Genomic DNA, 14,288 nt, shown 5'->3' with positions numbered 1-14,288 from the left:
ATGAGCCGACATAGAACAAGGGAGCCTCAATTTACCGAATAGGAGAACACGGCGATGAGCAGGATGGACGTAGAAAACGCTGAAGCTGTGGCCTCAGAACAGATGGATGGTTATCTGAGCCATATCGCCCATCTTGATCTGCCCCTGTCGGCCAAGATCGAAATGGTCTCCATTCTCCATGAGATTATGCGCTCCTTCGTTGATCGCGCCTTTGGCGACGATGCCGCGCAGCTTGCCCGCAAGGGTGGGGATGAAATCGATCTCGTGCGTGAAGCATCCGTCTCTCGCGTGATATCCTCAGGACATCACAACACACTAGGAGACAACACCCTTTCTGCTGCGTTCGAACAACGCACGGATAGGGGACGCCAGAAAGAGAAGTGCCAGCCATGAATTCCGCCAAGCTGCAAAAGGCCGTCATCTATGCCCGCGTGTCGGGCACCAAGCAGGTGCGTGAAGGCGATGGCCTTCGCAGCCAGGAGATGCGCTGCCGCGAATTCGCGTCTTACAAAGGGTACGAAGTCGCGGAAGTTTTTCGCGACGATGCCTCCGGCGGCAGCACTCACCGTCCGGCCATGACGGCGATGATTCAGCTTCTCAAGAAGCACCGCGCTCATGGCTGGGTCGTCATCATCGACGATATAAGCCGCTTCGCGCGCGACGTGCGCGGCCACTGGGAACTGCGTGATCTTCTCCGCGCTGCTGGCGGCAAGCTGGAGAGCCCGTCCATTGAGTTTGGCGAAGACTCGGACTCGATCCTCGTCGAAAATCTTCTCGCCTCCGTTTCTCAGCATCAGCGCCAGAAAAACGCGGAGCAGACCACCAACCGCATGCGCGCTCGCGCCATGGGCGGCTATTGGGTGACACGCGCGCCGATTGGGTATCGCTTCGAGCGCGTATCGGGACACGGCAAGCTTCTCGTGCGCGATGAACCGCTCGCCTCGATCATCGCAGACGCAATGGAGGGGTTTGCGAGCGGTCGTCTGCAGACGATGACCGAGGTGAAGCGCTTTCTTGAAAGCCAGCCCGCCTATCCACGCAATCAAAACCATGAGGTTCATATCGAGCGCGTGTCGGAGATGTTCGATCGCTGCGTTTATGCGGGCCACATCACCTATGAGGATTGGGGTTTGCGGCTTATCCCTGGAAAACACGAGCCGCTTATCTCGCTCCAGACATGGCAGACGATCCAGGAACGCCGCTATGGCACTCCCAAGGTGCCTGCGCGCCAGGATCTCTCGGATGACTTCCCGCTGCGCGGCTTCGTGACCTGCGCGCATTGCCAAGAGCCCCTGACTGCTTGCTGGTCTAAAGGACGCAGCGCGCGATATCCCTATTATCTCTGCGACACGCGCGGTTGTCCCGACACGCGCAAGTCTATTCGCCGTGAAAAGATTGAGGGTGAATTCGAAACTTTGCTTTCGTCGCTCAAGCCCACGGAAGGGCTCTTCAATCTCGCGTTCGATATCTTTCGCGATCAGTGGAACGCGCGCCTGACAAGCGCGCGGACGCAAGGCATGTCGCTCGAGAAGGAAATCAAGCTAGTCGAGAAGAAAATAGAGCAGCTGCTCGATCGCGTGGTCGAAGCTTCGAGCGAATCCGTCATCCGTGCTTATGAGAAGCGCATCCAGGACATGGAAACACAAAAGGCGGTCATGCGCGACAAGCTCGCGAATTGCGGAAAGCCTCTCAAAGGCTTCAACGAAACCTATCGAACCGCATTCGACTTTCTCGCAAACCCTTGCAAGCTATGGCATTCGCCTCGCATCGAAGACCGTCGCGCGGTACTAAAACTCGTATTTGCAGAGAAGTTGCCCTATGCGCGCGGCGAGGGTTATCGAACCGCGCAAATCTCTATGCCGTTCAAGCTGTTGGGAAACGCCCACGGGCGGAAAAATGAGATGGTGCCCAGGGACGGAGTCGAACCGCCGACACTGCGATTTTCAGTCGCATGCTCTACCAACTGAGCTACCTGGGCATCTTCTTGATCCGCCGACATTTCTGCGGTGGGAAAGGCCGTTGGCTGGCCCTTCGAAGTGGGCGGGTTATAGCCACCCGAAATTGCGGTGTCCAGCACCCGGCACCGAAATTTGTCAGTCTATTCGCGGCCCGTTTGATCGTCGTCCGGCAAGCTGCCATCGCCCTCTTCCGGATCGTCTTCGCGCACCGGAATGACATAGGCTCCCGTCAGCCATCGATTGAGGTCGATTTCCTTGCAGCGGGTCGAGCAGAACGGAAACGTGGTCCGGCTGGAGGGTTTGCCGCATTCCGGGCACGGCCGCGGCTTGCGCAAAGGCGTCACTTTGCCATCGACACCGTCAATCATGCTCAGCGTGCTTCCAGCCAGTTCAAATGCACGTCGTAACCCTCGCCCGTTAGAAGACCCACGGTCTCGTAAAGCGGCAAGCCGACGACGTTCGTATAGGAGCCAACGAGCTTGACCACGAAGGCACCGGCAAAACCCTGGATGGCGTACCCACCTGCCTTGCCCCGCCACTGGCCGGACGCTAGGTAGGAATCGATTTCCACCGTCGACAAGCGCTTGAAACGCACCCGCGTCTCCACAATCGTCTGCCGCAGCTTGCCCGACGGCGTGATGACGCACACTCCGGTGAACACGCGGTGCGAACGGCCCGAAAGCAGGTAAAGGGCATTGGATGCCTCATCCACCCGCTCGGGCTTGCCGATGCTGCGCCGGCCGACGGAAACCACGGTGTCCGCCGAGAGAATGAAATGGCTCTTGAGCGCTGGATCCGACACGATCGCGGCGCGCGCCGCTTCCGCCTTCTCCTTCGACAGGCGCCGGGCAAGTGAGCGAGGGTGCTCCGACTTTGCCGGCGTCTCGTCGATTTCCATCGGCATCAGCTTGTCAGGCTCGATGCCGGCCTGCGCGAGCAGTTCGACCCGCCGAGGCGAACCGGATGCAAGAATGAGTTTCTTGGACAACGCCATGGGTGAGCCCGAGCCGCAGCCGTTCCGCCGGCCGCCTGGGGCCGTCTGGAAGGCTATTTGAAGCGATAGGTGATGCGGCCCTTGGTCAGGTCGTAGGGCGTCATTTCGACGAGCACCTTGTCACCAGCCAAAACGCGGATGCGGTTCTTGCGCATGCGTCCGGCAGTGTGGGCGATGATCTCGTGCTCGTTTTCCAGCTTCACGCGGAAGGTCGCATTCGGAAGCAGTTCGGTCACGACGCCCGGAAACTCCAGGACTTCTTCTTTTGCCATACAGGTCGGTTCTTTCTGTTTTTAAGTGCCCAGGCCGAGGCCTCGGCCGAAATTGGGCGGAAACTACACAATCCGGTCACCTTTGTGAACCGTCGAGATCACGCCGGAGACTGCGATGCCATTTGTCCCAACCGCGGTCAGATCAGTCGCGCCTGGACCTGAACCGCGCCATGATCGCCGTCCTGATCCGGTCGCGCACATCGCGATAACTCTCCAGGATCTGCTCGCGCGTCCCGGTCGCCACCGTCGGATCCGGCATCGGCCAGTAGATCACGTCGACCGCGTTCGTCCGCGTCAGCTCCAGCGCCCGGTGATGCGCCTCCGGAGCGAGCGTGACGATGACGTCGAAAAAGTCATCCTCGAGATCGTCGAGCAGTTGCGGTTGCCGTTTGCCGAGATCCAGCCCGATCTCGTTTAAAACGGCATCGACGAACGGATCGCGCGTCCCCGGTCTGACGCCCGCCGAAGCGATATAGGTGCCGGGCCCGAGAATGTCACGCGCCATTGCCTCGGCCATCGGCGAGCGGATCGAATTCATGCCGCAAACGAAGAGAACCGAACCCGGATCGCGCCTCTCTTCGGCGGGCGTGTCGGTATCGGCGGGTGGCATCAACCGCGCCAGTGCAGAACGCAGATCAGGGTGAACAAGCGTCGCGCTGTCGGAAAATCCACTTTGATCTTGCCTTCGAGCCGGTCCATCAGCGTCTGCGATCCGTCATTGTGGATACCGCGACGACCCATGTCGATCGCCTCGATCTGGCCCGGCGACGACGACCGGATGGCGTCGTAATAGCTTTCGCAGATCATGAAATAGTCCTTCACGATCCGCCGGAAGGGTGTCAGCGACAGGATGTGCGTCACGACCTGATCGCCGCTTTCCGTCGTCACGGCAAAGACGAGACGCATGTCGACCAGCGAGAGCTTGAGCTTATATGGTCCGCCCGAATGTCCCACCGGCTCGAAGCTGTTCTCTTCCACGAGGTCGAAAATGGCGACTGCGCGCTCATGCTCGACATCGGGCGTCGATCGGCCGATCGATTCGTCGAGTTCGACGTCGCTGAGCCGGAAGACGCCCTTTGTTCCCATCACGAACCCGGCATGTTCATGCGGATGGAGACAGACCGCGCATGGGCATCGAGACCTTCAGCTTCCGCCAGCGCGATGGCCGCCGGCCCGAGCGCGCCCAGCTGATCCGGCCCGAGCTCCAGCACCGACGTGCGCTTGACGTAGTCGAGCACCGAGAGGCCGGACGAGAACCGCGCCGAACGGGCCGTCGGCAGCACGTGGTTGGACCCGCCGACATAGTCGCCGATCACTTCCGGCGTGTGCCGGCCCATGAAGACGGCGCCGGCATTGCGGATATGCGGCAGAAGATCGTGCGGCCGCTCGACCGCCAGCTCCAGATGCTCGGCGGCGATGCGGTTGATCAGCGGCAGCGCAGCGTTGATCTCCGCGACGGTGATGACCGCACCATGATCGCGCCAGCTCGCTTCCGCCCGCTCCCGGCCAGACAACGTCGTCAGCTGGGCGAGAACGGCCCGCTCGACGGCATCCGCCAGCTCGCCGTCATCGGTGATGAGGATCGACTGTGCCGCTTCGTCATGCTCGGCCTGCGCCAACAGATCGGCAGCGAGCCAATCGGCACTGTTGCCGCCGTCGGCCACCACCAGGACCTCCGACGGTCCGGCGATCATGTCGATGCCGACATGGCCGAACACCTGCCGCTTGGCTGCAGCGACATAGGCGTTGCCCGGACCGACGATCTTGTCCACCGGCTTGATCGTTTCCGTTCCGAAGGCGAGCGCCGCAACGGCCTGCGCGCCGCCGATCCGGTAGATCTCAGTCACGCCGGCAATGCGCGCAGCGGCAAGCACGACGGGATTGAGCGCGCCGGCCCGCGCCGGCACGGTCATGACCAGCCGCTCGACGCCTGCGACCCGTGCGGGAACCGCGTTCATCAAGACGGAGCTCGGATAACTCGCCTTGCCGCCCGGCACGTAGAGACCCACAGCCTCAATCGCCGTCCAGCGCGAGCCGAGCTTCACGCCAAGCGCATCCTCGTAGAAATCATCGCGTGGGAGCTGGCGGCGGTGATGCGCCTCGATCCGCTCGGCCGCAAGCCGCAGCGCATCCAGCGTGCGTGCGTCGACCAGATCCATCGCCGCATCGATTTCGGCCTCAGTCACGGCCAGACCGTCATGCTGCAGATCGATACCGTCATACTGCCTGGACAATTCGATCAGCGCCGCATCGCCGCGCGCGCGCACATCGGCAATGATCCTGGCGACGGCATCGCCGACATCGACGGACACTTCGCGCTTGGTTGCAAGCAACGCCGCGAAACGTGCTTCGAAATCCGGTTCCTGATGATCGAGACGAATGGCCAAGCGGCTTGCTCCCTGCACAGATACTTTAGCGCTCAATCACGTTCTGGATGGCGCGGTCGGCGCTGCGTTTCCCATGCTGGTCCAAGATCGGCAAGCTGCGCCTCGATACATTCAACGTTGAGCTGAACGGAAATATCGTCGGCGAAGATCAGTTCAATCTCTCCACCCGGTCCTTCTGTCGCAACATCGGGCACGAACTGAACCGCGAGCAGCGACAAGACTGTCTCTCGCGCACCGCGATCGAAGCCCCTGGAGCGCACGCCAAGCACACGATCGAAATGCATCGCCGCGCGCCGGCGCTCGAAGCTCTTCTGCCGCTTGCCCTGTGCGACTTCCCAGACGAACCGGTTGGCCCCGAGCACGAACTGCCGGCTCTTGGCGTCATAGCTCATGTCGCCTACTTTCAGCACGGCGTCCTGCATATGCGCGGAAAGAACGTCGAGGTCTTCGCTGTCGAGGGCTATGAGTTTGATCAGATCCATCACTGCATTCTCTTGGAGACGGCGCCGATGCGCAATGCGGTCGATCCGCTGCGGTCCATGCCACGCGAGCGGCCGTGCTCGCATTTCATTGTGCAGCGCAACATAAGCACGCCCATCCGGTTTCGCAACGGCGACAGCGTGATTACCGCACCCGGGCCGATCAGCCCGAGATGCGCTCGACCTGCGCGCCGCAATTTGTGAGCTTTTCCTCGAGCCGCTCAAACCCACGATCCAGATGGTAGACGCGGTTGACGACCGTCTCGCCTTCGGCCGCAAGCCCGGCGATCACGAGCGACACCGATGCCCGCAGATCCGTGGCCATCACCTGCGCGCCCTTCAGCCGGTCGACGCCGCTGACCGTGGCGGTCTGGCCCGAAAGCGATATGCGCGCACCAAGCCGCGCGAGTTCTTGCACATGCATGAACCGGTTCTCGAAGATCGTCTCGGTGATCCGCGACTCGCCTTTGGCCATCGTCATCAGCCCCATGAACTGGGCCTGGAGGTCGGTCGGAAAGCCCGGAAACGGATCGGTCGTCACATCAACGGGCGCGATCCCCGATCCATTGCGCACGACGCGGATGCCGCTTTCCGTTTCGCTGATCTCCGCGCCGGCGGATTGAAGAGCGTCCATCGCCGAGCGCAGCAGGTTGATATCGGTATTTTCGAGAACGACATCGCCACCAGTCATGGCGACGGCCATCGCATAGGTGCCCGTCTCGATGCGGTCCGGAAGCACCCGGTGGCGTGCCCCCGAAAGCGAGGCGACGCCCTCGATCGTGATCGTCGAGGTGCCGGCGCCTGAGATTTTCGCGCCCATGGCGTTCAGGCACTTGGCGAGATCGGCGACTTCCGGTTCGCGTGCCGCGTTCTCGATCTCGGTGACGCCTTTGCCGAGCGTCGCCGCCATCATCAGCACATGCGTCGCACCGACCGAGACCTTCGGGAACACGTAGCGCCCGCCGACGATGCCCTTCGGCGCCTTGGCGTTCACATAGCCGCCATCGATTTCGATCTCGACGCCGAGCGCCGCGAGGCCTTCGAGGAAGAGATCCACCGGACGCGTGCCGATGGCGCAGCCACCAGGGAGCGAAACCCGCGCTTCGCCCATGCGCGCCAGAAGCGGGCCGATCACCCAGAAGCTCGCCCGCATCTTCGACACCAGTTCATAGGGCGCGGTCGTGTCGACGATGTTGCGCGCCGTGAAGTGCACGGTGCGGGCATAGCTTTCGCCTTGGCGCTCGCGCCGGCCGTTGACCGTGATGTCGACGCCGTGATTGCCGAGAATGCGCACAAGCTGCTCGACATCCGCCAGATGCGGCACGTTTTCGAGCGTGAGCGTGTCGTCGGTGAGGAGCGAGGCGATCATCAGGGGCAGCGCCGCGTTCTTGGCGCCGGAAATCGGGATGATGCCCGAAAGAGGGTTGCCGCCGATGACTTTGATACGATCCATGCGCTTGCTATGCGGACGACAGTCCGCCCTCTCCTGGTGATCGACAAAACCCATTCGCGGGCTGCCCGTCGCATCGTTGCGACCGATTGAATTCAGATCTGCGCGCCGGCACCGCAAGAGCGGCGTGACGCGCATGATGAGATGCAGCCGCACGGTGGCAATCTCCAGCGCCATCCATGAACCGCATCTTCGATGCCCACAGGCGCGCTAGAGATCAATTATGCGGATATCAAGACTGATTCGCACCATCCACAGGGCGCCAAGCGGGCATGCCGCACAAAAACCGCTCCCGGAGTACGCCGCGGCCGGTTCGCCGAGCGCCAGGACGCTCAGGAACTGCCGCTGTCGTCCGCACCGTCGCCCATAGCGCGACGCCCGCGCGTCTGCGCCTTGCGGCGCTTGAGATTGTCGCGAAGCGCTGCGGCCAGCCGCTCTTTCTTACGCTCGGCCGCACTGACCGCCTTTGGCGCCGTGGCCGCGTCTGGTTTAGGCGATTGCGTGTTGCCAGTCGCATCGCGCGCCGCGGCCCCGCCTGCATCCTTGGGCGTCGCGCCGCTCAACGTCGTTCCGATCGAGCCGGCCTCATCGCTTCCGCCAAGGACCCGCTCGCCAATGTCGCTCTGGCCGCTGTCGCTCTTGCCCATTTCATCGCTCATGATCACGTCGCTTTAGCCGATCCCACCATGCAATCAAAGCCTGTGTCGTGCCAATACGGCCATCGGCATCGCCCGTTCAAACGATGCGAGATGCGGCTTGCACTCCCGCTGAACCTATGGCAATAGGCCCCTGCCCGCGGCAAGCCCGCGCCGGCCATCAAGCTGCGGTAGCTCAGTGGTAGAGCACTCCCTTGGTAAGGGAGAGGTCGAGAGTTCAATCCTCTCTCGCAGCACCAGCCACCCCCTAGGAAATCAGGCGTTCCGAGAGATACGGCCCCAGCCGGGCCCGGAACAAATGTGCACCGCCATGCAGGCATTGGCACAGTCCTGTGGCACACATCTGGCACAGCCTGTTCCCGCCGCGTTCACCCCCGATAGCCCATCGTCCCGCCGGGCGTCACCTGGATCAGGATATTCTTGCCGCCACATGCCGAGCACTTCAGCTTTGGCCCGAGCTTGGGAAGCAGATAGCTATGTTCGCGTCCAAGCCTGTCGGCCAGCTTCTGGAGATCGGGCTCCGCGCGATGCTGGCAATCCAGATCATTGCAGTAGACGGTGAGGCACATATGATTGTCGATCAGCCAGCCGATCGTTCCAGGTGCGGAGGATTTGGGTTTATCGCTCATCGACGCGAACATAAGACCGAAGACAGAAAGAGGAAGCCCAATGCTTGAAGCCCTGATGATCGCCATGTTGATGACCTTGCCCGACTGCACTGGGCCGAATCGTGCTGAGCGCGGGCTGACCTGCCTCGTCGATGGCGATACCGGATGGGAAGGCGGGCGCAACTGGAGATATGAGGGGATCGACACGCCCGAGATCAGCCGGCCGGAATGCGAGCGGGAGCGAGTGCTGGGCCACATGGCTACCGATCGGCTGCGGGAGTTGATGGCCGGCGGCTATGAGATCCAGTGGCTGGATCGATCCGGGCGCTATGGGCGAGAACTCGCCACGATCCGCTTGGCTGATGGCCGAGACGCCGGCGAAGTCCTGATCGCCGATGGCCTTGCCCAGCGCTGGCCCAATGAGGGCAATATCTGGTGCGGCCGGTAGAACGCAGAAAAAGCCCCCGAGCCACCAATGAAGGCGACCCGGGGGCTTGTTGATTTTCTGAACTGATCGGTAGGCGCTAAGGCGGCCGGCGTGTCGGCTTCCTCGTCTCCGCCATTTCCATCGTCTTCAGGATCTTGTCGATCGTCTCGCTCATATGGTCTTGTTTCCGATCGGCCAAGAGCTCGGCCGCATCGGCGATCCGCTCAAGGTTCTCCGATATCTTCCGCATCGTCTCGCGATCGATGAACAGGCCGGCCGTGGCCTCATGCGGATCGGTTTGCTTACGACCCGAGGTCTTCAGATAGGTGACTGTGGCGATCAGCACGCCGGCGATGACTGCGCCCAAGGCAGTCCACGGATCGGTAGCTTCCATGTCTAAGCAGCCTCGTCAGCAATCTTTGCGTCCCTCGCTGCCCTGCCGATGTTGATGAATTCGAACATGCAGAAGACAGGCCAGGCCGCGAGCCAGGTGGACGGTGACGTGGCCGTGATCATGTTCGACATCCAGAACGACACGGATATCTGATACCAGAAGATCATGCTGACCAATGAAAGGAGCACCCTCATGTGCGGGGTTCTCCGGTAGGCGCCATTCCAGAGCAGGACACCGATCCGGCCGGTGCCCAGCAGAAAGCAAGTCCATGCCCATGTCGACTGGTTCATGAGCGATTCGAACTGGCTGTATTGCGGGAGCGCGAACAGTTCCGGATTATTCCAGAGGATCGGGCCCCACATCATCAGTGCGATTGCCAGGAGCCATTCGGTGCCTCGGGCATAGACCGAGTCCTTCAAGCTACGCTGGACGTGTAGGAGGATCATCTTCCATCTCTTTTCTGCCCCGCTCACGACGCCCCCGTCTACTGGCTGCAGGCTGGTAGATACCGGCAAGTGGCGTTGTGACTGGCCACCTGCTCGGCGAACGGCCGATCATTCGTGATGATGAAAGACCGAGTAGCTGGGGAAGGCGTCAACGCGCTGAAGCCCGCCCCGTCATTCGCAGACGGCTTCGTCTGGCACCCAGCGACCGCCAAGAGCAGAACACAGCTCGCCATCCGACATGCGACCGATCTTGTCATTGGTCGCGCTCCTTTTTCTAATGAGGTCCATTGACCGTTCTAACGCGGCGGCTCTTTCAGCCTCTCGGCCTCGCTCGTGCGCTTGAGGCTGGAGGATGGCCTTGGAGACGGTGAGCATCAGAAGCGCGCCAATGATTGCCCCTGGGATGAGGCGGATGAAGTCTGTGACCCTTGGGATCATAGCGGCCCCCGCCAATGGTATTCGTCATCGAGATAATCGGGCTTGCTCTTCTCGCGGATCCAGAGGCCAACGACGACAGCCAGAAGGGAGAGGCCGCAGAGCACCAGCACAGTCAAGCCGGCGCTCATGTCTTCCACCCGAAGCGCTTGGCCATGATGTAGAAGGCCTCGGTCGCAGCCCATAGCAGCGCACCGACGATCGTCTCGGCGACGAACAGCGCGTCGGGGTCAGTCACGATCTGGTCGGCCCAGTCCTTCGGAAGGCCATAGCCGATCATGATGCCGGCGATCACCCGGAGGATGATGCGGATCACAGGTGCAGGGATCATCTCTTACGTCCTCCGAAAGATCGCGCGGAACAGAGCCGCGATAAGGCTTGCAAGGGTCTGCCTGTCGCCCTGCCCGTCTGGAACAGGAGCGCTAGGCACAGGGTCAGGATCAGGCGCATTGATGGGCTCCGGCTTGGGAGTGAGCGTCGGCGCGAGCGGCTTGTTGTCCGGCTTCGGCGCGGTATCGAGAACCGGCGGCTTGATCGTTCCGGCGAAGGCCTTGGCGAGTTCGGCCGAAACGTTGATCCGCTTGCCGCTGCTCCAGTCAGGCGTCATGCGGGACGTGAGGCGGGTGAATTCGGTCATCGTGCCGTTGTTCGACCAGACGCCATCGAAAAACAGGGCACGCTCTTTCTTGCGGCGGCCCTCGATCTCCGGCGGCGTCTTCCAGTTCATGATGGCCTTGCAGGCGGCTGCCGTATCACCGGCCCGGAAGTGCCGCACCCACGTCGCGCTCTTGATGGCGCCGGTGTTCCAGTGGAAGGACAACGCCGCGGCAAACTGGCCCTTCGTGATCTTCAGGCCCTTGAAAGCCTCGCGGACGCCGTCGGCATAGTTCTCCAGCGCCCATGCATAGATGTTCATGCAGTGCTGAAGGGTCTGGGGCTTGCCGATATAGCGCTCGACCGTGTGACCGGTGGCGTTGGTCATGCCCACGCACCAGGTGAGCACGCCGACCGAATCCCGATAGGTCTGTCGGATCAGCGCCTCATGCGCAGCGACCTCCAGCGCGACCTCGGCATCGACATGCCAAAGCGCGCCGTCTCGCAAGACTGCGGTCATTGTGTTCTCCAGATTGTCGGATGGGCTACCGGCCGGCGTTCAGCCGATACCAGCGAGCGAAGAGCGGGTCGGCTTCGAGCAGCGCCTGCACTTCATCGTGCTTCAGCTGGTCCGATCGGATAAGATTGAGGAGCGGGGCGGCGCCTTTGGGCGGGGCCATGGTCAGAGCGACGTCTTGTTGATGGTAAAGCTCTCGCCGTCTGAGACTTGAGTGATGTCGCCGTTGAAATCTTCCATCACATCATATCGCGTGAGCGCGAGCGTTGGATAAACGATTTTCGCTCCGTACATGGCCCACTGGTTGGCGCCCGCCACAGGCCCGTCAACGAGCGGCGCGTCCCACTTCATGTCGAATGCACGAATATCGGGTGCGTAGACCGAGACGGCATTATTGCCGCAGCCGAGCAAGCTCTCAGTCGCATTAGCGTTGTATGTCGTCATCTCGAAGCCGAGCAAATCAGCCACCGGCACCAAATCGTTGTCGACGAAGACGTTGTGCTGATTGCCTGATCCTTCGAAGAGCACATTCCGTCCGCTGATCATGTCCATGCGAGGCGCCGTCACGTCCGGGAAGCCAAGTTCGATTTGCGGCTTCCCGTAGGCCACAGTGTAGATGTCGTCGATGTTCACGCCTTCCGCACGGGCGATGTAAAGCGGGCTCTTGGTCTGCCGGCGGATCGCGACGCCGCCGCCGCCATATGTGCCGAGCGTGGTCGTGTTGATGTCCGTCGTAATCGTCGTAGCGGTAACCGAAAGGATGTTCGCGATTGATGTCGAAAGATCGGGCATACCCTCAACATAGGCAAATACGCACTGATCCCCGGCCTGAAACTCATGCCCTGGCAAGGTGAAGACAGCGTTCGCCGCGTTCGTAACTCCGGTGATTTTGAACTGATCGCCGGCCGGCAGGTATCGCAGATCGGTGACGCCGGTCAGAGCGATATTGATGTTGCTGGTGGCGCCTTCAATGACTGTGCCGAACTCGGACGTGAAGGGATTGGCGCTAAACCCTTCAATGATCCCGACGCGAGCCTCATGGTCGTAGTTGTACCAGGAGCAGTGGTGATGGTTCGCGGTCTCTTGACCATAGGCATGGAACACAGTGTCGGAGAAATACCCGACAGACGAACAATCCGCGAAAGCGACATTGTCGCAAAACTGGCTCTCATCAAGTCGAGCTGCCTGCCAGGCACACCGGGGACGGTTATCTCGGTCGCCGACGAAGCCCACGCCCTGCATCTGATAGCCTCGTGAGCCGCATAGGTCGAACATTGGCTTGCCGGTGCACTCTCCCAGGAATTTCCCGCCTTCAATCTGCCAGTTCCAACCGACTATCTTGGTGATGTCGATGGTGTCGGTGTGCCTCCACCGGCCACCGGAGAAGACCAGAGCGACAGGCGCCGTCTGAGCAGTGCTAGCGAGCATGATCTCGCGAAATCGAGCCACAGCCGCACGGATCGCGCCGGTGTCGTCCTGAAGGCCATCGCCCTTGCCGCCGAACTGGTATGGCGAAATGACAAGCCGCCCGTCGACAAAGGAACTTGCATTGCGGAAGGCCGCCGATCCAAGCCGGTTGACGCTGGGAGCGGATCCAAGAGGTGTGGGCATGTGATGCTCCGATTGACCATGCGAAAGGGCGCCACCGGTCGCCCGGCAGCGTTCTGATGGATTGCGATGTTCGGTGGTTGGCTTAGGCGGCCAAGGCCGTCAGATGCCGATAGGTACTTTCTGGCATAATGCCGAAGCGGTCCGGGCCGGCGGCTTTCATCTTGGCCAGCTCAGCCGGGCTCACGAGCCCTTCGGCGATCTTGCCGGCGATCACGTCTTCCAGCCGCTCGAATGCCCGAGGGCGATGGACCAGGAACCGCTCGACAATCTCTGTGATAACCAGGTCAGGCTGCACCCGGTTGACCATGTCGATATCGACGCTGGCTTGCCGGACGCAGATCACCTTGCCGATGTACCGGGCAAGGATTCGCGCGAGATAGAAGAACCCGAAGGAGTCGCAGAACATGATGGCCGTGGTCGGCAGCGGCTTGTCGGACGTGTAGACTCGGGCAAGCCCGCGATTGTTGATGCCGTTGTCGTAGTCGAGAAAGAACGACAGCCCATCGAAGCGGGATTCGTAGGATGTGGACGTCCTCTGCGGCGAAAGCTTCGATCCCAGATCGCCCGGTGAAAGGCCTTTGTCCGACCACGACACATCGAACAGCGATGGCACCTCTACAGGCGCACCCATTTCAGACGCGCGGCGAAGGACCGCCTCGGCGAAGAGGAAGGCGCCTTGCGCGTTCCAGTGCGTGTCCGTCTTCTGATAAAGATCGGGGCGCAGGTCGCTCCTTGTCATGCGCTCAAGCGGGTAGACGATGTCGTCGACAACGCCCATCAGTTGCCGGATCGGCCGATGCTCTGAAAGGCCGATGCCGTCCGGCAGCATGTCCGCATAGACGCATTCCTTGTTCGGAGCGACTGCGAACACATAGGGCGCCGGGATGCAGGCCGCGCGCTCCGCAATCGTGCTGCGAAGCGCCTCAACAGAAGCGGCGTCGAAATCGTGAAACTGCCCGGTGATTTGGCTGATAACGCGGTTCGTGTCGTTGTTCAGAAAGAGCCATCCATGCTTACCTTCCAAAACCTTTTCCACTTCGTCAGTCATGCCCCGCCTCCC

At 61.4% G+C, this 14,288-nt stretch carries 20 protein-coding genes, 2 tRNA genes and 1 pseudogene; 4 read left to right on the top strand and 19 right to left on the bottom strand.

What is annotated here, in order from left to right:
- The first annotated feature begins 54 nt into the window (after positions 1-54).
- Together QQL76_RS02010 and QQL76_RS02005 are read left to right on the top strand one after the other, a co-directional pair.
- Entirely contained in the window at positions 55-393 is a 339-nt protein-coding gene (locus QQL76_RS02010) for a hypothetical protein (protein ID WP_499206165.1), read from the top strand.
- Positions 390-1,355, top strand: a pseudogene (locus tag QQL76_RS02005) (recombinase family protein); the annotation flags it as partial. The gene QQL76_RS02010 and the pseudogene QQL76_RS02005, both read left to right, overlap by 4 nt.
- A gap of 547 nt (positions 1,356-1,902) precedes the next feature.
- Here the strand turns inward: QQL76_RS02005 and QQL76_RS02000 are convergent.
- The 10 genes from QQL76_RS02000 to QQL76_RS01955 all read right to left on the bottom strand — a co-directional run bounded on the left by QQL76_RS02000 (position 1,903) and on the right by QQL76_RS01955 (position 8,199).
- Positions 1,903-1,978, bottom strand: a tRNA-Phe gene (locus tag QQL76_RS02000).
- A 120-nt stretch (positions 1,979-2,098) separates the two neighbouring features.
- Positions 2,099-2,326 (bottom strand): DNA gyrase inhibitor YacG, encoded by a 228-nt coding sequence (gene yacG, locus QQL76_RS01995; RefSeq protein WP_499206164.1) that lies wholly within the window; start codon positions 2,324-2,326, stop codon positions 2,099-2,101.
- A gap of 2 nt (positions 2,327-2,328) precedes the next feature.
- Positions 2,329-2,952, bottom strand: coding sequence for a Maf family protein (locus tag QQL76_RS01990; protein ID WP_499206163.1), 624 nt, complete (start codon positions 2,950-2,952; stop codon positions 2,329-2,331).
- A 53-nt stretch (positions 2,953-3,005) separates the two neighbouring features.
- Positions 3,006-3,224 carry a translation initiation factor IF-1 gene (infA, locus tag QQL76_RS01985; RefSeq protein WP_004435948.1) on the bottom strand — a complete coding sequence of 73 codons (219 nt, stop codon included), beginning with the start codon at positions 3,222-3,224 and terminating at the stop codon, positions 3,006-3,008.
- A 142-nt stretch (positions 3,225-3,366) separates the two neighbouring features.
- Positions 3,367-3,834 (bottom strand): arsenate-mycothiol transferase ArsC, encoded by a 468-nt coding sequence (locus QQL76_RS01980; protein WP_404863823.1) that lies wholly within the window; start codon positions 3,832-3,834, stop codon positions 3,367-3,369.
- The gene (locus QQL76_RS01975; protein ID WP_404864451.1) at positions 3,834-4,310 is read right to left on the bottom strand and encodes a UPF0262 family protein; all 477 of its coding nucleotides are present in this window, start codon (positions 4,308-4,310) and stop codon (positions 3,834-3,836) included. Before QQL76_RS01975 ends, QQL76_RS01980 begins: the two co-directional genes overlap by 1 nt.
- On the bottom strand, positions 4,310-5,611 hold the full coding sequence (gene hisD / locus QQL76_RS01970; RefSeq protein ID WP_499206162.1) for a histidinol dehydrogenase: 1,302 nt from the start codon (positions 5,609-5,611) through the stop codon (positions 4,310-4,312). Before hisD ends, QQL76_RS01975 begins: the two co-directional genes overlap by 1 nt.
- 32 nt (positions 5,612-5,643) lie before the next feature.
- Positions 5,644-6,093 carry a DUF2948 family protein gene (locus QQL76_RS01965; RefSeq protein ID WP_126008476.1) on the bottom strand — a complete coding sequence of 150 codons (450 nt, stop codon included), beginning with the start codon at positions 6,091-6,093 and terminating at the stop codon, positions 5,644-5,646.
- A gap of 160 nt (positions 6,094-6,253) precedes the next feature.
- Positions 6,254-7,543 (bottom strand): UDP-N-acetylglucosamine 1-carboxyvinyltransferase, encoded by a 1,290-nt coding sequence (murA, locus tag QQL76_RS01960; protein ID WP_499206161.1) that lies wholly within the window; start codon positions 7,541-7,543, stop codon positions 6,254-6,256.
- A 329-nt stretch (positions 7,544-7,872) separates the two neighbouring features.
- Positions 7,873-8,199: a hypothetical protein gene (locus QQL76_RS01955; protein ID WP_499206160.1), complete on the bottom strand. Its 327-nt coding sequence runs from the start codon at positions 8,197-8,199 to the stop codon at positions 7,873-7,875.
- A 161-nt stretch (positions 8,200-8,360) separates the two neighbouring features.
- Between QQL76_RS01955 and QQL76_RS01950 the strand changes: the two genes are divergently transcribed.
- A tRNA-Thr gene (locus tag QQL76_RS01950) sits at positions 8,361-8,435 on the top strand.
- 129 nt (positions 8,436-8,564) lie between these two features.
- On the opposite strand, the gene QQL76_RS01945 is transcribed toward QQL76_RS01950, so the two are convergent.
- The gene (locus QQL76_RS01945; RefSeq protein ID WP_499206159.1) at positions 8,565-8,891 is read right to left on the bottom strand and encodes a hypothetical protein; all 327 of its coding nucleotides are present in this window, start codon (positions 8,889-8,891) and stop codon (positions 8,565-8,567) included.
- Here QQL76_RS01945 and QQL76_RS01940 point away from each other — a divergent pair.
- The gene (locus QQL76_RS01940; protein ID WP_499206158.1) at positions 8,866-9,252 is read left to right on the top strand and encodes a thermonuclease family protein; all 387 of its coding nucleotides are present in this window, start codon (positions 8,866-8,868) and stop codon (positions 9,250-9,252) included. The two genes, QQL76_RS01945 and QQL76_RS01940, sit on opposite strands and share 26 nt — an antisense overlap.
- Positions 9,253-9,328: 76 nt before the next feature.
- On the opposite strand, the gene QQL76_RS01935 is transcribed toward QQL76_RS01940, so the two are convergent.
- The 8 genes from QQL76_RS01935 to QQL76_RS01900 all read right to left on the bottom strand — a co-directional run bounded on the left by QQL76_RS01935 (position 9,329) and on the right by QQL76_RS01900 (position 14,276).
- Positions 9,329-9,625, bottom strand: coding sequence for a hypothetical protein (locus tag QQL76_RS01935; protein ID WP_499206157.1), 297 nt, complete (start codon positions 9,623-9,625; stop codon positions 9,329-9,331).
- Positions 9,626-9,627: 2 nt separating this feature from the next.
- The gene (locus QQL76_RS01930; RefSeq protein ID WP_499206156.1) at positions 9,628-10,071 is read right to left on the bottom strand and encodes a hypothetical protein; all 444 of its coding nucleotides are present in this window, start codon (positions 10,069-10,071) and stop codon (positions 9,628-9,630) included.
- Between the two features lie 434 nt (positions 10,072-10,505).
- On the bottom strand, positions 10,506-10,637 hold the full coding sequence (locus QQL76_RS01925; protein WP_499206155.1) for a hypothetical protein: 132 nt from the start codon (positions 10,635-10,637) through the stop codon (positions 10,506-10,508).
- The gene (locus QQL76_RS01920; RefSeq protein ID WP_499206154.1) at positions 10,634-10,837 is read right to left on the bottom strand and encodes a hypothetical protein; all 204 of its coding nucleotides are present in this window, start codon (positions 10,835-10,837) and stop codon (positions 10,634-10,636) included. The genes QQL76_RS01925 and QQL76_RS01920 overlap by 4 nt, the downstream gene beginning before the upstream one ends.
- A gap of 3 nt (positions 10,838-10,840) precedes the next feature.
- Positions 10,841-11,620 (bottom strand): lysozyme, encoded by a 780-nt coding sequence (locus QQL76_RS01915; RefSeq protein WP_499206153.1) that lies wholly within the window; start codon positions 11,618-11,620, stop codon positions 10,841-10,843.
- 25 nt (positions 11,621-11,645) lie between these two features.
- Positions 11,646-11,780, bottom strand: a complete 135-nt coding sequence (locus QQL76_RS01910) for a hypothetical protein (protein ID WP_499206152.1) — start codon at positions 11,778-11,780, stop codon at positions 11,646-11,648.
- 2 nt (positions 11,781-11,782) lie between these two features.
- Positions 11,783-13,228, bottom strand: coding sequence for a hypothetical protein (locus QQL76_RS01905; protein WP_499206151.1), 1,446 nt, complete (start codon positions 13,226-13,228; stop codon positions 11,783-11,785).
- Between the two features lie 82 nt (positions 13,229-13,310).
- Entirely contained in the window at positions 13,311-14,276 is a 966-nt protein-coding gene (locus QQL76_RS01900) for an alginate O-acetyltransferase AlgX-related protein (RefSeq protein ID WP_499206150.1), read from the bottom strand.
- Positions 14,277-14,288 lie beyond the last annotated feature (12 nt).

This window comes from Rhizobium albus (genome assembly GCA_030160035.1).
Taxonomy (GTDB): Bacteria; Pseudomonadota; Alphaproteobacteria; order Rhizobiales; family Rhizobiaceae; genus Georhizobium; species Georhizobium albus.
Note: the sequence above shows the minus strand (reverse complement) of the source record. Positions and strands in the feature narration are given on the sequence as shown.